The sequence below is a fragment of the Iodidimonas sp. SYSU 1G8 genome, from assembly GCF_039655775.1.
Classification (GTDB): domain Bacteria; phylum Pseudomonadota; class Alphaproteobacteria; order SMXS01; family SMXS01; genus RI-34.
This window is the reverse complement of the sequence record NZ_JBBYXJ010000001.1, coordinates 38,528-57,953: the sequence shown is the minus strand read 5'-3', so window position 1 is coordinate 57,953 and position 19,426 is coordinate 38,528. Positions and strand designations below refer to the sequence as shown.

Sequence of the window (19,426 nt, the reverse complement as noted above, 5' to 3'; positions counted from 1 at the left end):
ATGGACGGCATTCCAGGGGTCATCCTCGCGGCCTTCGTCGGGTATCTGCTCGGCTCGATCCCGTTCGGTCTGCTGCTGACCAAGGCAGCCGGGCTCGGCGACATAAGGGGCATCGGCTCGGGCAATATCGGCGCCACCAACGTTCTGCGGACGGGCAACAAGTGGCTCGCGCTCGCCACCCTGCTGCTGGATGCGGGCAAGGGCGCGGCGGCGGTTTTCATTGCCCGCTCGATCACGCCGGATGCCGTGCTGATCGCCGCGGCCGCCGCTTTTTTTGGCCATCTGCATCCCATGTGGCTCAATTTCAGGGGTGGCAAGGGCGTCGCCGTCTTCCTCGGCATCGCGCTCGCCATCAATCTGTGGCTCGGCCTGCTGTGCTGTGGCGTCTGGCTGCTGACCGGCGTGATGTTCCGCTATTCCTCGGTGGCGGCGCTGGCGGCGGCGGCCATCGCCCCCGTCTATGCCATGGCCCTCGTCGGCCTGCTGGAGGGGGTGCTGTTCATCCTGCTCGCGCTGATGATCTTCCTCCGCCACACCTCGAACATCCGCCGCCTGCTGCGCGGCGAGGAACCCAAGATCGGGCAGAAATAGTCCATGCCCGGCGCCGCGCTTTCGGACAAGGAACAGCGCGACCGACTGAGGCTGATTCGCAGCTCCAATGTGGGACCGATCGTCTTCCGGCAGTTGCTGGGGCGCTATGGCACGGCGGCCAAGGCGCTCGAGGCCCTGCCCGATCTCATCCGGCGCGGTGGCCATGGACAGGGCATGACGCTCTGCTCGGCGGATGAAGCGGAAGACGAGATCGCCGCCCTCGGCAAGCTTGGCGCGGTCCTGCTGCATTTCGACCAGCCCGACTATCCGCCGCTGCTCGCGGACCTGTCGACAGCACCGCCGATCCTGACCGTGCGGGGCAACACGGCGCTGCTCGGCGCGCCGGCCATCGGCGTGGTGGGCGCGCGCAATGCATCGGCGGCCGGTATCCGTTTTACCCGTCAGCTGGCCGAGGATCTGGGCGCGCAGGGCTATGTGGTGGTCTCAGGCCTGGCCCGGGGCATCGATACGGCGGCGCACGGCGCCGCGCTGGCGACGGGTACGGTCGCCGCGATGGCCGGCGGTATCGACGTCGTCTATCCGCCCGAGAACCAGGCCCTGTATGAAAGCATGGCGGCCCAGGGCGCGCTGGTGTGCGAAATGCCGATGGGGACGAAGCCGCAGGCACGGCACTTCCCCCGCCGCAACCGGCTGATCTCGGGGCTGTCGCTGGGCGTGGTCGTGATCGAGGCGGCCTTGAAGTCCGGTTCGCTGATTACCGCCAACTACGCGCTCGAGCAAGGTCGTGAAGTCTTCGCCGTGCCGGGATCGCCGCTGGACCCGCGCTGCCGGGGAACGAACAACCTGATCCGTCAGGGCGCCGTGCTGACGGAAGGCATCGGAGACATTCTGGAAAATCTGGCGCCGAGGGCCATTTCGATACCGCGCCAGCAGGAGCTTTCCCTTGGTCCCGCGCCAGTCGCGGCCGAGGCGGACGACACCGCGCGGGCCGCGGTGCTGGAGAAACTAGGGCCCACGCCCACCGAGGTCGACGAGGTCATCCGGCAAAGCGGTTTGACACCCGAGTTGGTTTTGACCATTTTGCTGGAACTCGAATTAGCCGGTCGCCTCGACCGGCATGCAGGGAACAAAGTCTCGCTGGCCTGAGCCCAGGCGAGCGGACAAGAACGGAAATTCATGAATCTCGTTGTCGTCGAATCCCCGGCGAAGGCCAAGACCATCAACAAATATCTGGGCAGCAACTTCAAGGTGCTGGCCAGTTTCGGTCACGTGCGCGACCTGCCATCCAAGGACGGCTCGGTCAGGCCGGCCGAGGACTTCGCCATGAGCTGGGAAGTCGACAGCGATTCCAAGAAGCGGATGAAGGACATTTCCGACGCCGCCAAAGGCGCCGACATCCTTTATCTGGCGACCGATCCGGATCGCGAAGGCGAGGCCATTTCCTGGCACGTCATGGAGATTCTGAAGAACACCAAGGGCCTCGCCGACATGAAGGTGAAGCGGGTGGTGTTCAACGAAATCACCAAGTCGGCCGTTCTGGACGCCATCGCCAACCCGCGCGACGTGGACCAGGAACTGGTCGATGCCTATCTGGCGCGGCGCGCGCTGGACTATCTGGTGGGCTTTACCCTGTCGCCGGTCCTGTGGCGCAAGCTGCCCGGCGCGCGGTCGGCCGGCCGGGTGCAGTCGGTGGCGCTGCGGCTGATCTGCCAGCGCGAGCTGGAGATCGAAAGCTTCAAGCCGCGCGAATACTGGACCATCGACGTCGCCATGAAAACGCCGTCGGGCGATCCCTTCATGGCGTCGCTGACCGAGCTGAACGGGCAGAAGCTGGACAAGTTCGACCTGTCGACGGAAGCGGCGGCGAAAGAGGCTGTCGCGGCCATCCAGGCGCGCGGCTTCAGCGTCTCGACCATCGAGAGCAAGCCGGCCAAGCGCAATCCCGCCGCACCGTTCACGACCTCGACCCTGCAGCAGGAAGCCGCGCGCAAGCTGGGCTTCTCGGCCTCGCGCACCATGCGCATCGCGCAGAAGCTGTATGAGGGCATGGATATCGGCGGCGAGACCGTCGGCCTGATTACCTATATGCGTACCGACGGCGTCCAGCTCGCGGGCGAGGCCATTTCCGGCGCGCGGTCGCTGATCGCCAAGGATTACGGCGACCGCTACGTGCCGCCGCAGCCGCGCATCTACAAGGCCAAGGCCAAGAACGCGCAGGAAGCCCACGAGGCCATCCGCCCGACCGACCTGCACCGCCGTCCGGCGGAAGTGTCCCGCGCGCTGACCGAGGAACAGCTGAAGCTGTACGAGCTGATCTGGAAGCGCACCGTCGCCAGCCAGATGGAGAGCGCGCAGTTCGAGCGGACCGTGGCGGACATCGCCGCCGAGGACGGCAAGGTCATGCTGCGAGCCCGCGGATCGGTGCTGACCTTCCCCGGCTTCCTCGCCCTCTATCAGGAAGGCCTGGACGACACGGACGAGTCCGATGACGACCGCCGCCTGCCCGCTCTTGCCGCCGGCGACGCGGTCAGCCGCGAGAAGATCATTCCCGAACAGCATTTCACCGAGCCGCCGCCGCGCTACACGGAAGCGAGCCTGGTCCGCAAGATGGAAGAGCTGGGCATCGGCAGACCGTCGACCTATGCCTCGATCCTGGACGTGCTGCGCGACCGCAGCTATGTGCGCATGGATCGCAACCGCTTCGTGCCCGAGGACAAGGGGCGTCTGGTCACGGCGTTCCTCGAGAGCTTCTTCAGCCGCTATGTGGAATATGATTTCACGGCGCAGATGGAAGAACAGCTCGACGAGATTTCCGCCGGCAAGATCGACTGGAAGACCGTGCTGCGCGAGTTCTGGGCGCATTTCAGCAACGCCATCGAGGGGACGGCGGACCTGCGCGTCGCCCAGGTACTGGATGCGCTGAACGATCTGCTGGGGCCGCATATCTTCCCGCTGGTCGAGGAAGGCAAGGACCCGCGCGCCTGTCCGTCCTGCGCCGATGGCCGCCTGAGCCTGAAGCTGGGCAAGTTCGGCGCCTTCATCGGCTGCTCCAACTATCCGGAATGCAAATTCACCCGCCAGCTTGGCACCAGCGGCGACGGCGCCAGCGAAGGCCTGAACGGCACCAAGGTGCTGGGCGAGGACAATGGCGACGAGATTTCGCTGCGCGGGGGCCGTTTCGGCCAATACCTGCAGCGGGGCGAGGCGAAAGAGGGCGTGAAGCCGCCGCGCGTGTCCATCCCGAAGGACATTCCGCTGGAAAGCATCGACCTGGAAAAGGCCGTCGCCCTGCTGTCGCTGCCGCGCGAGGTGGGTATCCATCCGGAAACGGGCAAGGCCATCGCCGCCGGCATCGGCCGCTACGGGCCGTACATCAACCATGACGGCAAATACGCCAACCTGCCCTCAAGCGACGAAGTGTTCACCATCGGAATCAACCGCGCGGTTTCCGTGCTCGCCGAATCCCGGCCCGGCCGGCAGGCCAGCGCCAGCGTCCTGAAGGAACTGGGCGAGCATCCGGCGGACGGAAAGCCGGTGAACGTGATGAAGGGCCGGTTCGGCCCCTATGTCACCCACAACAAGGTGAACGCCACCCTGCCGCGCGGATCGGAGCCGGAAACGTTCACCCTGGAGGAGGCATTGCCTCTGCTGGAAGCCAAGGCCGGCCAACCCAAGAAGGGCAAGGCGAAGGCCGCGGCGCCCAAGAAGGCCGCCGCCAAGACCGCCAAGAAAGCCCCGGCCAAGAAGGCTGCCGCCAAGAGCAGCACAGCGAAGAAGGCGGCGCCGAAAAAAGCCCCCAAGACAGCCGCGGGGGCCGAGTAAGCCCGGTGAGCAAGAAGGACCAGGCTCGACCGACGCCCTTCCCGACCAAGGCAGACATCATCCGCTTCGTGGAAGAAAGCCCCGGCATCGTGGGCAAGCGCGAGATCGCGCGCGCCTTTCACGTGCGGGGCGACGAACGTGCCCTGCTGAAGGATCTGCTGCGCGACATGGCCAGCGAAGGCCTGCTCGAGCAGGGTCATCGCCGGAGCGTGAAATCGGTGACGGCGCTGCCGAGCGTGACCGTGATCGAGATCACCGGCCAGGACGTGGACGGCGAACTGCTGGCCAAGCCGGTCAAATGGACCGACAAGAAATCCGATCCGCCGCGGATCATCGTCGCCCCGGGCAAGCTGGCGACGGGGACGCTGGGCGCGGGTGACCGCGTGCTCGCCAGGCTGGAGCGCCAGCACGATGGGTATGAGGCCAAGGTCCTCAAGAAGCTGGAAGCCACGCGCGACCGCATGCTCGGGGTCTACCGGGCGAAGGAAGCGCGCGTCGTGCCGACAGACAAGCGCGAACGCCACGAGCTGATCGTCGAACAGGAAGATAGCGGCGGGGCCAAGGATGGCGAGCTGGTACTGGTCGAGGTGCGCGGCTCGAAGACCAATCGCCTGGGCCTGAAACATGCCCGCATCGTCGAGCGGCTCGGCGATCTGAACACGCCGCGCAGCACCAGCCTGATCGCGATCCATGCCCATGGCATCCCGACCGAATTTCCCCGGGACACGGTGGACGAGGCCAACGCCGCGCAACCCGTCGAACTGGGCGACCGGACCGATCTTCGCGCCATTCCGCTGGTCACCATCGATCCGGTGGACGCGCGCGACCATGACGACGCGGTGTGGGCAGAACCCGACCCGGATCCGAAAAATCCCGGCGGCTGGCACGTCATCGTCGCCATCGCCGACGTGGCGCATTATGTCCGCGTCGGCAGCGCCCTGGACCGGGAGGCCTACCGGCGCGGCAATTCGGTATATTTTCCCGACCGGGTCGTGCCCATGCTGCCGCACGAGCTGTCGTCGGACCTTTGCTCGCTGCTGCCCGGCGTGGACCGGGCGTGTCTCGCCGTCTCCATGTGGTTCGACGCCAACGGCAACAAGCTGAGCCACAAATTCGTGCGCGGCCTCATGCGCTCGGCGGGCAATCTGAGCTACGAGCGTGTCCAGGCGGCGTATGACGGACATCCGGACGAAGAAAGCGGACCGTTGCTGGAGCCAGTCATCAAGCCGCTCTATGCCGCCTATTTCGCCCGGGTGAAAGAGCGGACCAAGCGCGGCCCGCTGGACCTCGACCTGCCGGAACGCAAGGTGGAACTGGACGAGCTGGGCAACGTCAAGCGTATCGCGCTGCGCGAGCGCTACGACGCGCACAAGCTGATCGAGGAGTTCATGATCGCGGCCAACGTGGCGGCCGCCGAGGAACTGGAAAAGCGCCGTACGGCGTGCATGTACCGGGTGCACGAGCCGCCCGCCGAGGAGAAACTGGCCGCGCTGCGCGAGTTTCTCGATACGCTGAGCCTGAAATTGCCCAAAGGCCAGCGCCTGACGCCACATCATTTCAACAATGTACTGAGCCGGTCGAAGGATACGGCGCAGTCGCACATCGTCAGCACGGTGGTCCTGCGCAGTCAGAGCCAGGCCTATTACGGGCCGGAGAACCAGGGGCATTTCGGTCTGGCGCTCGAGCGCTACGCCCATTTTACCTCGCCGATCCGCCGTTATTCGGACCTTCTGGTGCATCGCGGGCTGATCCGAGGGTTGCGCCTGGGGCAGGACGGCCTGCGCGATGACGCCGCAGCGAACTTCAACGAGATCGGCGAGCACATCTCGATGACCGAACGGCGCGCCATGGTCGCCGAGCGCGACGCCAACGACCGATACATGGCCGCGTTCATGTCGGACAAGGTGGGCAGCCAGTTCAAAGGGCGGATTTCCGGGGTTTCCCGCTTCGGATTGTTCATCGCGCTGGATGAAACCGGCGCCGAAGGTCTTGCCCCGATCAGTTCGCTCGGCTGGGAGTTCTTCCGTCACGACGAGAAGGCCCACGCCCTTGTCGGCGGCGAAAGCGGCACCATCTTCCGTCTGGGCGACCCGGTAACCGTGCGACTGGCCGAGGCCGCGCCGATTACCGGTGGCCTTCGCTTCGAGGTCATCTATGATGCCGGCACCCGCCGGCCCCGCGGCAAGCAGGGCAACAAGGGTGGGCGCTATCCGCGCAGACGGTGAGGACGAACATGATTTCCACGACCGACGACGCCGCCATCCATTTCGGTGCCCAGCCCGATCGTTCGGTCTGGCAGAGCCTGAAGCGCGGCTGGTCCGGCAAGTGCCCGGAGTGCGGCAAGGGCCACATTTTTCGCGCCTTCCTGAAGGTTCGCGACAATTGCGAGGTCTGCGGCCTGGAGCTGGCGCATCACCGCGCCGATGACGCGCCACCCTATTTCACCATCCTGATCGTTGGCCACCTGATCGTGCCGCTGATGGTGCTTTACGAACGCACCCTGTTTCCGCCGCTGTGGCACCACCTGCTGATCGGTGTGTTCGGCACGCTCGCCATGTCGCTCTGGTTGCTGCCCCGGATCAAGGGCGCGCTGGTGGCGTTCCAGTGGGCCAAGTTGATGCATGGCTTCGGCGACGAGCCCCGGGTAGCCATCTCCGACGCCTGACGTCCGTGACCGGCCGCTCGCGCATTCGCAGCCTGGCGGCCATCGTGACCATGATCGGCGTTGTAGGGCTGGTCTTCGGCCTGACCGGGCCATTGCTCAATCTGTTGTTGGAACGCCAAGGGCTCAGCGGCCGGGCCATCGGCCTCAACGGCGCGATGACGGCGCTTGGCGCCCTGGTGTTCACACCCTTCATCCCGTCAATAGCGGTGCGGGTCGGCCCTTTCCGGCTGCTGTTCGGCACGCTGGCGGCGACGGCCCTGATCCTGGTGCTCTTCAAGGCGTTGGACGATTACCGGATCTGGCTCATCCTGCGGTTCATGATGGGCGTGTGCGTCGTCGTGCCGTTCCTGATCAGCGAAATCTGGATCAACCAGATCGCCACGCCGCAAAACCGCGGGCGGCTGCTGGGAATCTACGCGGCCTGTATTTCAACCGGATTCGGACTGGGTCCCCTGCTGATGCGGTTCACGGGCGTCGGAGGCTGGACGCCTTTCCTGTGCGCCGCCGGCCTTGTCACCATCGCCATGATGGCCATCGCCATGGCACGGGAGGATCGCCCGTACCTGGACCGGCACGGCCACAAATCCCCGTGGCCGTATATCAAGGGCAGCCCCATCGCCATCCTGGCCGGATTGATGTATGGCGCCATCGAGACAGGCATTTTCGGGCTGTTGCCGGTTTATGGCGTCCGGTCCGGCTTCAGCGAGACGACGGCGGCCACGCAGCTGACGGTGATCGCCGCCGGCAACATCCTGCTGCAATATCCCGTCGGCTGGCTAGCGGACAAGACCGAGCCGAGGCGCGTGCTGATGCTGTGCGCGGTCATCGGCGTGCTGGGCGGCGCCTGCCTGCCGGCGCTGAAGGACACGCTGTTCATGTGGCCCGTGCTGTTCATCTGGGGTGGGACGATCACCGGGATGTACACGGTCGCCCTGACCATGCTCGGCCATCGCTATTCGGGCCTGGCGCTGGCCTCGGCCAACGCGGCCCTGATCCTGGCGTACAACACCGGCGCGATGGGGGGACCGCCGGTGCTCGGGCAGGCCATGGACCTGATCGATCCGGACGGGCTCGTCTATGGTCTGGCCGGCTTTTTCCTGGTGTTCGTGATCGCCAATATCGCCGCCGCCACACTGGGCCGGCGATCCGCTCAGCGTCCGACAGACACCGGCGCCGCATAACTGACCTCGGCGTCCGGATAGACCACGGTGAGTGCCTCGCTGGTTCCCTGGATGACAGCCCGATCCTCGGCGAGGGTCATGCCCGTCTGGCGCAAATCGCCGATCCGGATACGAAAGAACGGGATCGCCGTCGCCAGACGCTCGCGGAGCCCCAGCGTCACGGCCTCGCCCAGTTGGGCGCCGACACCGTGGATTCGTTCGAGATCGTCCACCGAGACGGTCATGGCGACGGGACGGCCCGCCGCGAGCGCGCTCCAGTCGCCCTTCAGGAAACGCGCGGGCACGTAGGCGTCCCGCTCCAGACCTTCCGCCCAGATGCTGAGCCTGGGCTGGCCCGACCGGTCCCGTTCCAGCCTGAAGCCACGCGGCGCGCTGGCCCCGGGAAACTGTTCGTCAAGAGACTGTTTGGGATAGCTCAACCGCTGGCTGGCCAGCATGCCGCTCCCACTCGCCGACAGGACATAGGCCAATTGCAGCCTGCGCACGGCGAAGCTGAAAGGCTCCTGGTCACGCCCATATCGCTCGCTCATTGTCTCGATGCGGATGCGGACGTCCAGCGTGGCGTCCGGCGCTTGCGCCGACGTCGGCCCCGCCGCGAGGCAAAAGCCGACTAAGCCCAAAAGGCAAGACCATCTCACTGGCTTCATCGCGCCGTCCGTCTCCGCTTGTCACACGCCCAGGAACTAGGATGCGGAGGTCCCGCATCCAACTGATTCAGCGCGGCGCGGCCAACGGCGTCTCGATCGTCAGCATGGCGGAGGGGTAGCTGACCGTCAGGCCGTTGCGATTTCCCTGGATCACGACCTGGGCCGCCTCGGGCCTTATGCCGAGCACCGACGGCTTGCCGAAGGCCACGCCCGGAAGCTGGCCGGCCTGGTCCATATCGGCCCGAAGCACGGTGACGAGCCCGCCCGCGAGCGGCGGAGACAGCAGCCTCAGCAGCTTGAAATCCTCGACCGGGACCAGAATGGTGACGGAACGGCCTTCGGCAAAACTACTCCAGTCGCTCCGCACGAACTGGCCATAGACGGCAAAGGCCTTCTTTTCGGCGGTGGTGCGCACGACGAGACGCGGCTGGTCGTTGCGCCCTTTCTCTATCCTGAACGCTCGCGGCTCCTTGCCGGCGGGAACGGACTGGTCGACACTTTGCCGTGGCGTGCTGAGCTGGATGCCGCTGGCGATGCCACGGCCCTTGGCCGTGAGGGTATACCCAACCGAAATATCCCTGAGCATGAAGCTGAACGAGTCGGTGCCCGAGCCGTAGAATTCGACCAGATCGTCGAGACGCATCTGGACGTCGAGGTATCCCGCCGGTGGAGTGGCCGGCTGGGTCTGCTGCACTTGTGGCCCGGGCTCTGGGGCCGCCTGTGCAAGAGCCGCGGCCGGCAGTCCTGCCGCAAGAAGGCACGCACCGGCCAGCCAGATTTCACGGATCATGTCGAGCGCCCCTTACCCATTGTGTGCATGCTTATAACAATAAGGGATGCCGCAGGCTGCATCCATGCGCGGCGTTAGCGGGCCTCGGAATAATCTCCGCCGCCCAGCGAACTGCCGATGGCGCTTACCCCCTCCCACTCGGGTGGTGTCCGGGAAAAGCGGCATTCCGCGCGGAAGCAGGGACTTGGCGGCGCACCCCCGACCAGCACGATCTGGCACAGGCGACAGCGGGATTTCACATCTTTCAATCGTGCCCATTTGTAAGCGGGAGTTTTCAAAGGACCCTCCAAAGGAACAAAACAAGAACATTTGTATGCTAGGTGAGTCGCCGGCTGGACGTCAACAAATTTACTAGTTGTCCTTTCGGCGAATTTGGTGGCGGTTTTACAAAATAAATTGTATATAGGCGTGATGAGCACATTGGCGGAACGAGTGACCCATGCGCGCGAGGCCCGTGGCTGGAGCCAGGCGGAACTGGCCCGGCGGGTCAGCGCACGGCGCGGCATGCGCGGCAAAAGCGCCGTGCGCCAACAGTCTGTCAACCAGTTGGAACAGGGCGAGGTCGACGCGCCGCGGTATCTGCTGGAGTTGGCGGAAGTGCTCGAGGTGGACGCCGCATGGCTGTCCGGGCATGGCCACGGTGACCCCCCGCCGCCCGCCGTCCCGGCGGCCGGGCTGGTCCAGGCGCCGCTGATCAGCTGGGTCGAGGCCGGCGGCCTGACCGAAACGGTAGATGCCTACCCGCCGGGCGAGGCCGCCGAATGGGTGCCGGTGTTTCACCGGCATGACAAGCTGATCGCCCTGACGGTCAGGGGTCAGAGCATGGACAAGATCGCGCCGGAGGGTACGACAATCATTGTCGATCTGACCGACCGAACTCTGGTCGATGGCCGCCACTACGTGTTCCGCCACGAAGGGCGGGCCACGTTCAAGACGTGGCGCAAGGGTCCGCCGCCGAGGCTGGAGCCGCAAAGCACCGATCCGGAATATCTGGCAATCGCGGCCACCGACGGCGTCGAGGTCGTGGGCCGCGTCATCCGCAAGACCGAAGAAATCTAGTCGCCCCCGCCCGCTTCGGCTAACCTGACGGCGACAGACATCATGAGGGGAGACGAGCCATGGCGGATCACCTGCTGGTCGCGATCAGCAACGCGCAGTCCGGCCGCGAGGATGAATTCAACACCTGGTATGAGACCGTGCACATGCCGGAAGTTCTGGGGCTGCCCGGCTTTACCGCCGCGCAGCGCTTCGAGCCGGCCCAGACGGGTGATGGTCCGGCCCGTTACATGGCGGTCTACGATATCGATGGCGATGCCGATGCCGCCATGGCCGGGCTGATGAACGCGGTCCGCGACGGCAAGTTCACCATGACCGACGCCATCGACAGCAAGACCGTGGCGATGACCCTGTACAAGGCGCGCACTGCCAAGATAACGGCCTAGCCGCGCGCGGGCAGGCCCGCAAAAAAAGCAGACATAAATGTAGACGCCGCCCGACGACCCTGCCTAAGCTGAGGCTACGCTTCTCTGGGGAGACGAGCGGGATGCCTTGGTACTACGGGTGGAACGTGGTCGGCGTTGGAATGACATTCCAGGCCATCACGTTCGGACTGACCGTTTATGTTTACGGCTTCTGGGTAAAGCCGCTGAGCGAAGAATTCGGCGTCGACCGGTTTAATGTCATGCTCGGCCTGACGTTGCTCAACGTCGTCATGGGATTGATGGCGCCCTTCGCCGGCCGCGCCATGGACACTCTCTCGATCCGAGGGTTGGTCATCGGAGGCGCCGTCGCCATGGCCGCTGGTTTCGTACTGGCGGGTGCCGCGCCGAATATCTGGGTCTTCGTGGCGGCCTATGCTTTCCTGGTTTCGGTGGGCGTCCTGCTCGCGGGGCCGCTGGCATCCTCGACCCTCGCGGCAAAGTGGTTCCGTGCCCGACGGGGACTGGCGATCGGCTGGTCTTCGGTCGGCACCTCGATCGGCGGCCTGATACTGCCGGCCATCGTCACGCTGCTGATCGCGGCCGAAGGCTGGCGATACGCCCACTTCACGATGGCGGTGATCGTTCTCGCCGTCATCGTGCCTCTGGTGTGGACCATCGTGGCCAACACGCCCGAGGACAAAGGCATGGAACCCGAAGAGGAGTCGACCAAACCACATCTGATCGCCCAGGCGGCACAAACCCACGTCTGGACGACGCGCGGCATTCTGCGCGAACGCAGCTTCTGGTCCGCCGCCATCGCCTTCGGCTTTCTCACCATGGTGTTCAGCGGGGTGCAGGCCAATCTGGTGCCCTACGTGCAGGACCGGGGCCTTGCCGGCGAAAATCCGGCGATCCTGATGTCGATCATGGCCTTTGCCGGGATCATCGGAAAGATCGCCTTCGGCGCCGCCGCAGACCGCTTCAGCCATCGGATGCTGTTCTATACGGCCTCCCTCATCCTGGCGGCGGCAATGCTGCTGCTGCGCGAGGAACTGTCGTTCGAGCTGCTGATGGTGGCCAGCGGCCTGCTAGGGATGGCGACCGGCGGGTTCCTGCCGCTGCTGGGTGCCGTGGTCGCCGGACGCTTCGGTCACAGAGCCTTCGGCCGGGTCATGGGGCTGCTCGGACCCTTCACCATGCCGGTGGCCATCGTCGGGCCACCACTGGCGGCACATATCTTCGATATTTCGGGCAGCTACGTCAGGGCATTCGAAGTGTTTCTGGGAATGATCGTCATCGCCGGCGTCGCGATCGCATTTCTGCGCAATGTGGATCGCGATCCCAAACCTGTCGTGGCGCTGGCTGAATAGCCGCTCCGAGGGAGCGGGAAGGAAGAACGATGCGGTGGTATCACGGGTGGAACGTTATCGCGGTCGCCATGGCGTTTCAGGCAATCCTGTTCGGCTTCACACTGTTTTCCTATACGTTGTGGGCCAATGAATGGGTGACCGAGTTCGACGCCTCCTTCGGCGAGGTCATGCTCGGGGTCACCATCTTCACCGTCGTCCAAGGGGCGCTCGCGCCCTTCGCCGGCAGAGCCATGGATGCCTTGTCCATCCGCAAGCTCGTGTGCGGCGGCGCGGTCCTCTCGGTGCTTGGTATCGCGCTGATTTCCCAAGTCACGGCGGTCTGGCAGATCCTGGCGATTTACAGCACGCTGATCGGCCTCGGCATGTTGCTCGCCGGACCGCTTGCCGCGCAGACGCTGGCCGCCAAATGGTTTCGCGGCCGGCGCGGTTTCGCCGTTGGCATCTCAACCGTCGGCACATCTCTGGGCGGATTTTTCATGCCGCCTTTCGTCACGTGGCTGTTCGTCCAAGTGGGCTGGCGTGACGCGCATCTGATACTGGCGGCGATCACGCTGGCGACGGTCGTTCCTCTCGTGTGGTGGATCGTCCGTAACGGGCCGGAAGAAATCGGCATCGAGGCGGACCCTGAATCCGAGGTAAGCGCGGCACGCGCGGCGACGGTCTACCCGGAGTGGACGACCATGAGTATCCTGCGCGAACGTACCTTCTGGATCATGATATTCGCGTTTGTCCCGATGACCACCGCATTGGCCGGCGTGCAGCATAATCTGGGTCCGCTGGCGAAGGATTCGGGGATCAGCGCGCAGAATATCTCGTTTCTTGTCTCGGCATTCGCCGGCTGCGCGGCGCTCGGCAAGATTTTCTTTGGCGCCGTCGCCGATCGCTGGGATCTGCGGCAGCTCTACTGGCTGGCAAACTCCCTCCTCGTCGCCTGCATGGCCGTGTTCATGCTGCAGCCGGGCTATGGGCTGCTCCTGGTGGCGAGCGCGCTGCTGGGCCTGGCCGCCGGCGGCTTCCTGCCACTGCTCGCCTCCATCATCAGTACCCGGTTTGGCCCCAAATCCTTCGGTCGGGTGATGGGCCTTGTTGGTCCCTTCACCCTCGTGACCGCACTGGGCCCGTGGTTCGCTGGCAATCTTCGCGACGGCTCCGGCAGCTACGAGACGGCGCTGCAAATATTCATCGGCATTCTCGTGCCAGCCGCCATCGTGATGACGCTGCTGAAACCGCTGGCGCCGACCGCCATCCGCGCGCTGCCCGCCGAATGAGGCAAGACACCGCCGCGCCCGGGACGGCTAATCCTACGGAAGCAGCTAGGTTGTTGCTCAGCGCGTTCGGGGGCAGATTGGGTATCGGCTGATGCGCGGAAGCAGGGCTTTAAAAAGCCCGGGCTTCATCTGGATGCCTTTTTTCGGCATGCCACGCGGATCGAAAAAAGGGCGCACCTCGGTGCGCCCTTTTATTCTTGCGACAGGCGACTTAGTCAGCCTTGTCGGTCTGATCCTCAATGCGGTCACCTGCCGCTTCGGTCGCCGGGTCGGCGTTGTCCGTCGCGTCTTCGATACGGTCGCCGGCGTCTTCGACGGCATCACCCGCATCCTCATGCGCGTCCTGCATCGCGTCCTTGGTTTCTTCGGCTGCGTTGTCCATCTTTTCGCCGGTTTCTTCCATCGGGCCGTCATTCGAGTCGCAACCAGCGACCGCCAAACCGCCAACGAGGGCCACCGCCGCAATCAAGGTCGAGAACTTCATTTTTTTACTCCTTTACAGACCGGCTTGCTGCCGGTCCAAATGCCACACCCTTCAGACCCGAGGCGACGGAGAACGCATGTCACACCCGACTACCATACAGGTCGTGTACGCAGAACGCCCCAATGGCGGCGTTAGTGCCGACTCCTTCAAAATAATTTCCGCCGAAGTTGCTGACCCTCTTCCGGGACAGGTGGCGATCCGGAACCACTATCTGTCGCTCGATCCTTACATGCGCAATATACTCAATACGCCCGAGATGATCGGACGCCCGCTGGAGGGCCGCGTGGTCGGACAGATATGGGCGTCGCGGCATCCCGACTTCAAGGAAGGCGACTGGGTTTTCGCCATGGGCCGCTGGGAACAGATTTCCGTCGTCGAGGGGACCGCGGCCCGCCACGTGAACATCAATGTCGCGCCGGCATCGGCCTATCTCGGCGCCCTTGGCTTCACCGGTCTGACCGCTTGGTCGGGACTAAAACATTACGGCGCCCTGACTGCCGGCGAGACGCTGTTCGTCTCGGCCGCGTCCGGTGCTGTCGGCTCCATGGCGGGTCAGATCGGCAAGATTCGGGGACTCCGTGTCGCAGGCTGCGCCGGTACCGACGACAAGGTCGCCTGGCTCACCGACGAGCTAGGCTTTGACGCCGCCTTCAATCATCGGACCGCATCGAACCTGACCGCCGCCGTTTCAGCGGCATGTCCCGAAGGAATCGACGTGGATTATGAGAATGTCGGCGGCGCTGTGTTCGACGCCGTGTTTCGGAACATGCGTCTGGGCGGACGTATCCTGATCTGCGGGGCCATCTCGCAATATCAGCGAGCGCCGCAACCCTGCGTGCCCAACATCCTGGACTTCATCAATAAGCGGCTGAACATGCGAGGATTTTCCGTCCGTGACCACGCCGCCGAGATTCAAGAGTACATCGACGAGGCTGCGGCGTGGCTCCGTGACGGCAAACTCAAATATCGCGAAACCATTGTCACCGGCATCGAGAACACGCCCGCCGCCTTCGCCAAGCTGTTTTCCGGAGAGAATTTCGGCAAGCTGATAGTCGACGTCAGATAGCCGAATTCGATTGTTACCGGTTGGTAATAGGCCTAAAATCCCCTTTTCCATGTACAAACGGGGGAGGTCGCCATGTCGACCCAGCTTAAATCGGAGCCATTCAACTATTTCCTGAGCGGCAATTTCGCTCCGGTGCGGGAGGAGCATACGGCCCGGGATCTCACGGTCGCCGGACAGATTCCGGAGGATTTGAACGGTAGTTTTCTCAGAATCGGCCCTAACCCGCAATTCATCCCGGACGTGTTCGAGTATCACTGGTTCGATGGCGACGGCATGCTCCATGGCGTCGAATTCAGCAACGGACAGGCGACCTATCGCAACCGATATGTCAGGACGGAGGGCTTCCTGAAGGAGCAGGCCAAGGGCAGCTGGATCTGGCGGGGAATCAAGGCGCGCATGGCCGGCCCGCCCAACGCACCGCCGGAAGGAGGCATTTCCAAAAATGCCGCGAATACGGCGCTGGTTGAGCATAACGGCCGGGTCTATGCCTTGTGGGAAGGCGGCGAGCCGCACGAGATCGCGATTCCCGAGCTGGATACGATCGGCAAGGTCGACTTCAATGGCAGGCTGCGGCACGCCTTCACCGCCCATCCCAAGGTGGACCCGGCGACCGGCGAGATGATGACCTTCGGCTATGCGCCGATGCCGCCTTTCGTGAGCTACAGCGTCGTCGATCCGTCCGGCGAGATCGTGCACACGAGCCCGATCAGTATTCCCAAGGGTGTGATGATGCACGATTGCGCGATCACCGAGCAGTACACCGTTTTCCTCGACATGCCGCTGACCTTCGACATCATGCGGGCGATGCAAGGAGGGCGGGTGCTCGCCTGGGAACCGACGAATGGGACACGGATCGGTGTGGTTCCGCGCATGGGCGGTGACAGGGACGTGAAGTGGTTCGATGTCGCCACCGGCTTCGCCTTTCACACGGCCAATGCGTGGGAGGACGGCGACGAGGTAGTGGTGCTCGCCTCTCGCGCGGAAACAACCGACGTGATCGGGGCGGCCGATAACATGGATGAGGGCAGCAGCGAGTCCATGACCGGCGTTCTCTACGAATGGCGGCTGAACATGAAGACAGGGGCCGTCACCGAGCGCCCGCTCGACCGGAACCATTCCGACTTTACCCGGATCAACGACCAGTATGCCGGGCGCAAGAGCCGCTACATCTATTCGGCGCGTTTCGACGACAGGCACGGCGCCATGTTCGATGCCCTGTTGAAACACGATTACGCGACCGGCAAGACCCAGGTTCACGACTTCGGCCCTGGCCGCTTCGGCGGCGAAGGCGTGTTCGCGCCGATCCAGGGAGCCACGGCCGAAGATGACGGCTATGTCATCACCTTCGTGTGGGACGAGAACACGCGGTCCAGCGAGTGCGTGGTGATCGATGCCCGGAACTTCGACGGTGAGCCGGTCGCCCGTATCGCGATCCCGCACCGTGTGCCGTTCGGCTTCCACGCGGCTTGGGTAGGCGCCCGATAAAGCGGACAGTCTCCATCTTTCAGAAGGGCGGCGTCAGCGATGGCGCCGCCCTTCTCATTTCCGGCAAGCGGCTCCATGAAAAAAGGCCGCCCGGATCACTCCGGGCGGCCATCGCGCTGGCACAGGGGAGAGCCGCGCGTCGAGGTCCCTAAATAGCGACGTTGAACTCGATGCCCCAAATCCGGCCCGGCTGCAGCGAGCCGAAGAAGAATGGTCCGGCATCGAGAACGCGCCCGATGCGGCCGCCGCCGTGGAACGCGTTTTTGAGGAAGAGCGACAGGTTGTATTCCGCCGAGCTACCGAAAAGCGGCCCTTTGTAATTGAGCGAGAAATCCGCCTGCCCGTATGCAGAAATAACCTCACGGTACCAGCCGGTCAGGTCACCAACCGGATCGGCGAAGGGCGAGGAGAAGAACTCGTCGGTCCACTTGTAGTTGGCATTGAACGTCACCAGGCCGCTGTTGCCGACATTGACCATGAAGTCGGCGCCCACGTTGAAGTTCCACTTGGGGGCCGAGCGGAGACGCGCCGTCGCGCTGACATCGACGAAGTCGTTCGCCGCCGGATCGAACACCAGGTATTCCTTGTAGCGCGAACGCATGTAGCCCGCCGACCCGTAGACGTTGAGCCAATCGGCCGGCAGCGCCTGGAATTCCATCTCGACGCCCTTGACGGTGACGCTGGCGGCATTCTGCACCTTGGTTTCGGTGGCGAGACCATTCGGCGAGGGCGTCAGCACCTCTTCCTGCTTGTCGTCATACTGGAGGTAGAACGCCGACATGTTGAACCGCAGGCGGTTGTCGAACCAGTCGGATTTGAAGCCCAGTTCGAAGTTGTCCACGATTTCGGGGTCGTAGGGCGTATTGCACGCCGACGGCGTGGCGCAGCGACCGTTGAAGCCGCCAGCCCGATAGCCACGGGAGTACATGAAGTACGCCATCAGGTCGTTGGTGAACTGATAGTCGATACCCGCCCGCCATGTCGGTTCGGACCAGTTGGCGCGTTCGTCGATGGGCCAGTCGGGAATGCCGTCGCCATCATAGTCCAGCGACGGGAACACTTGCGACTGGACCGCCGGAAAGTCGAACGGCACGCCGGCGGTATCGAAGGTATTGGTGATGAAGTGTTTCTTGTCCCAGGTATAGCGTAACCCGCCGGTGAAGCGCAGCTTGTCGGTCATGTTGTAATTGGCCTCGGCGAACAGGGCGTAGGACTGCGATGTCTGCTCGGTCTCGAACTTCTGCGCCAGCCCGCCGAAAACGCCGAATACCTGAGGGTCGAGATTATAGTGAGACTTATAGAAATACGCGCCCGCGACGAAATTGAACGGACCGTCGAAGTTGCTGGCAACGCGTAACTCCTGGCTGAACTGCCAGGATGTCTGGGTCCGGACAGCGCGCGCAAGGCCGGTCTGGTCCGTGAATGGCAGGAACGGCAGGCCGGCGAACGGCGACCCCGTGTTCTCCTCGTCCAGCAGTTCGTCCTGGTCCTTGTACCCGGTGATCGACGAGATCCGGTAGTCGCCAAGGTCCCAATTCATCTCCAGCGCGGTAAAGACGCTGTCGATGTAGCTCTTGAACGGAATGCCTGGCGGGGTGAAGGACACCTTGAACTTGTTGGCCCTGGCGTAGTCGTACGAGGCAGCGGCACAGCCCGCGCCCCCGCCCGTGACCGTCGGGATCGCGCCGAACAGGGTGCAGAACGTGGTCCGCCCGACCCGATTGGGATCATTGGACAAGGCCGCGACGATACCCGCCTCGTCCAGAGTGAGGTTGACGGCGCCCTCAAACTCGGAGCGGTCATGCAGGTATTCGAAGCTGAACAGTGCTTCGAAGTTGTCGTTCGGCGTGAACAACAGCTTGGTGGCGATGGACGTTACATCCTGTCCGTCCTCGTGCTTGCCACTGTAGATGTTGCGGGTGAACTGATTATCCTTGTTGATGAGCGCCGTCACCTTGCCCGCGAGGATACCCTCGATGATGGGCACGTTCAGCGACAGCTTGTAATCCTGGCGATTGCTGCTGCCATAGCGGATGCCGAGTTTGGCGCCGAACTCGCCTGTCGGCCGCGCCTTGCGAATGTTGATGACGCCGCCAATGGTGTTTCTTCCGAACAGCGTGCCCTGAGGACCGCGGAGGATCTCGACCTGCTCGATGTCGAACATGTCGATCAGAACGCCGGAATTGGAGCCCATGAAAACGCCATCGATCGCGACACCAACGGCGGGCTCGAAGCTCTTCTCGAGATCGCTGAAGCTGACACCGCGGATACTGGCGGACAGCCCGCCGCCAGTGAAATCGATGCCGCCCAGCTCGACGTTTGGCGCGTATTTATCGAGATCGGAAAGGTCGGTCTCGAACTTGTTCTCGATGAACTCCTGGCTGAGTGTCGTTGTCGGGATCGGTACGGTCTGCGCGGCCTCTTCCCGCTTGCGGGCGGTGCTCACCACCTCTTCGAGCCGTCTCCCTTCGAGGGACGCCGCCTCCTGTACCTGAGCGTGAGCCACATTCGGCGCACCGGAAATCGCGGCCGATGCGGCCGCAGCTAAAATAAACCCTCTCATAAATCTTCCCCATCCGTTTCAGAGTGGGGGTTGTCTCCCCCGTCACGGCTCTTGCAGGCCGCCTGACGGCGCCCATTGAGCGCACCGTACTGGATGGTAACATTTCACTGTT

General features: G+C 63.9%; 16 protein-coding genes. 12 read left to right on the top strand and 4 right to left on the bottom strand.

Annotation, left to right across the window (positions count from 1 at the left end):
• From plsY to WJU17_RS00260, 6 genes are read left to right on the top strand one after another with little or no spacing between them, the layout of a single operon-like run.
• Positions 1–591 (top strand): glycerol-3-phosphate 1-O-acyltransferase PlsY, encoded by a 591-nt coding sequence (plsY, locus tag WJU17_RS00285; RefSeq protein WP_346325349.1) that lies wholly within the window; start codon positions 1–3, stop codon positions 589–591.
• Between the two features lie 3 nt (positions 592–594).
• Complete coding sequence (dprA, locus tag WJU17_RS00280) at positions 595–1,698, top strand: DNA-processing protein DprA (protein ID WP_346325348.1); 1,104 nt, start codon at positions 595–597, stop codon at positions 1,696–1,698.
• A gap of 30 nt (positions 1,699–1,728) precedes the next feature.
• A complete protein-coding gene (topA, locus tag WJU17_RS00275; protein ID WP_346325347.1) occupies positions 1,729–4,374 on the top strand; it encodes a type I DNA topoisomerase in 2,646 nt (881 codons plus the stop codon).
• A gap of 5 nt (positions 4,375–4,379) precedes the next feature.
• Complete coding sequence (gene rnr / locus WJU17_RS00270) at positions 4,380–6,599, top strand: ribonuclease R (protein ID WP_346325346.1); 2,220 nt, start codon at positions 4,380–4,382, stop codon at positions 6,597–6,599.
• A gap of 8 nt (positions 6,600–6,607) precedes the next feature.
• Positions 6,608–7,039, top strand: coding sequence for a DUF983 domain-containing protein (locus tag WJU17_RS00265; RefSeq protein WP_346325345.1), 432 nt, complete (start codon positions 6,608–6,610; stop codon positions 7,037–7,039).
• Positions 7,040–7,044: 5 nt separating this feature from the next.
• On the top strand, positions 7,045–8,220 hold the full coding sequence (locus WJU17_RS00260; protein ID WP_346325344.1) for an MFS transporter: 1,176 nt from the start codon (positions 7,045–7,047) through the stop codon (positions 8,218–8,220).
• On the opposite strand, the gene WJU17_RS00255 is transcribed toward WJU17_RS00260, so the two are convergent.
• Complete coding sequence (locus WJU17_RS00255; RefSeq protein WP_346325343.1) at positions 8,190–8,750, bottom strand: hypothetical protein; 561 nt, start codon at positions 8,748–8,750, stop codon at positions 8,190–8,192. The genes WJU17_RS00260 and WJU17_RS00255 overlap by 31 nt on opposite strands.
• Positions 8,751–8,934: 184 nt before the next feature.
• On the bottom strand, positions 8,935–9,657 hold the full coding sequence (locus WJU17_RS00250; protein ID WP_346325342.1) for a hypothetical protein: 723 nt from the start codon (positions 9,655–9,657) through the stop codon (positions 8,935–8,937).
• A gap of 411 nt (positions 9,658–10,068) precedes the next feature.
• On the opposite strand from WJU17_RS00250, the gene WJU17_RS00245 reads away from it, so the two are divergent.
• The 4 genes from WJU17_RS00245 (at position 10,069) to WJU17_RS00230 (ending at position 13,716) form a co-directional block, all read left to right on the top strand.
• A complete protein-coding gene (locus WJU17_RS00245) occupies positions 10,069–10,716 on the top strand; it encodes an XRE family transcriptional regulator (RefSeq protein ID WP_346325341.1) in 648 nt (215 codons plus the stop codon).
• 59 nt (positions 10,717–10,775) lie between these two features.
• On the top strand, positions 10,776–11,099 hold the full coding sequence (locus WJU17_RS00240; RefSeq protein ID WP_346325340.1) for a hypothetical protein: 324 nt from the start codon (positions 10,776–10,778) through the stop codon (positions 11,097–11,099).
• A gap of 101 nt (positions 11,100–11,200) precedes the next feature.
• Positions 11,201–12,448, top strand: coding sequence for an MFS transporter (locus tag WJU17_RS00235; RefSeq protein ID WP_346325339.1), 1,248 nt, complete (start codon positions 11,201–11,203; stop codon positions 12,446–12,448).
• A 29-nt stretch (positions 12,449–12,477) separates the two neighbouring features.
• Positions 12,478–13,716, top strand: coding sequence for an MFS transporter (locus tag WJU17_RS00230; protein WP_346325338.1), 1,239 nt, complete (start codon positions 12,478–12,480; stop codon positions 13,714–13,716).
• A gap of 211 nt (positions 13,717–13,927) precedes the next feature.
• Here the strand turns inward: WJU17_RS00230 and WJU17_RS00225 are convergent, their stop codons facing one another.
• Entirely contained in the window at positions 13,928–14,200 is a 273-nt protein-coding gene (locus WJU17_RS00225) for a hypothetical protein (RefSeq protein ID WP_346325337.1), read from the bottom strand.
• A 76-nt stretch (positions 14,201–14,276) separates the two neighbouring features.
• On the opposite strand from WJU17_RS00225, the gene WJU17_RS00220 reads away from it, so the two are divergent.
• Together WJU17_RS00220 and WJU17_RS00215 are read left to right on the top strand one after the other, a co-directional pair.
• On the top strand, positions 14,277–15,266 hold the full coding sequence (locus WJU17_RS00220) for an NADP-dependent oxidoreductase (protein ID WP_346325336.1): 990 nt from the start codon (positions 14,277–14,279) through the stop codon (positions 15,264–15,266).
• Between the two features lie 72 nt (positions 15,267–15,338).
• The gene (locus tag WJU17_RS00215) at positions 15,339–16,751 is read left to right on the top strand and encodes a carotenoid oxygenase family protein (RefSeq protein WP_346325335.1); all 1,413 of its coding nucleotides are present in this window, start codon (positions 15,339–15,341) and stop codon (positions 16,749–16,751) included.
• Between the two features lie 148 nt (positions 16,752–16,899).
• On the opposite strand, the gene WJU17_RS00210 is transcribed toward WJU17_RS00215, so the two are convergent.
• The gene (locus WJU17_RS00210; RefSeq protein WP_346325334.1) at positions 16,900–19,197 is read right to left on the bottom strand and encodes a TonB-dependent receptor; all 2,298 of its coding nucleotides are present in this window, start codon (positions 19,195–19,197) and stop codon (positions 16,900–16,902) included.
• Positions 19,198–19,426 lie beyond the last annotated feature (229 nt).